Annotated in this window: 1 protein-coding gene; it reads left to right on the top strand. The window is 42.0% G+C overall.

Annotated features, from left to right (window positions below; all coding sequences use genetic code 11):
• Positions 1–314: 314 nt before the first annotated feature.
• On the top strand, positions 315–634 hold a 320-nt coding region (locus ACYSNS_RS14545), incomplete at its 3' end, for a flagellin N-terminal helical domain-containing protein (protein WP_461723843.1).

Consider the following 634-nt stretch of genomic DNA (forward strand, 5'->3'; position numbering starts at 1 on the left):
AGCTTGGTATTCAGGCTTTGTCGATTGCTAACCAGAACAGCCAGAATATTCTTTCTCTGTTCCGTCAGTAATCAACGATTGGTTTTTAAAATTGAAAGGCCGTGCACAATGCACGGCCTTTTGCTGTTTTTTCTACTTTGCGTTGCGTTTTTAATTCATTTTTTTTGTTGAAAGAACTTTACAATTTGGGAGGATGTGGTATTAAGAGACTGTAACAGGTTAGATGTTTGATCTAATAGACATGAAGTCGTTCTGTTACCTGCTGGGTCAGCCAGCATGTCCCTCTCCATTTTTTCTTTAAAGGGACAACGATTATGGGTACTAGTCTTCTTACAAACCAATCCGCTATGAATGCTTTGCAAACTTTGCGTTCAATTGGCGATAACATGGATACAACGCAACGTCGTGTTTCAACCGGCATGCGTATCAATGAAGCTTCTGACAATACTGCTTATTGGTCAATTTCTTCGGCCATGCGTTCTGACCGTAACACTTTGAGTGCGGTTTCCGATGCAATGGCTTTGGGTAAGAGCCAGATTGACGTTGCAAACGCAACAGTTGATCAGAGCAAGACCAATCTGGATAACATCTCGAAGTCGCTTATGACCAACTATGAAAAAGGCGAAGGCGACGT

The sequence above is a fragment of the Bartonella sp. LJL80 genome (genome assembly GCF_054871565.1).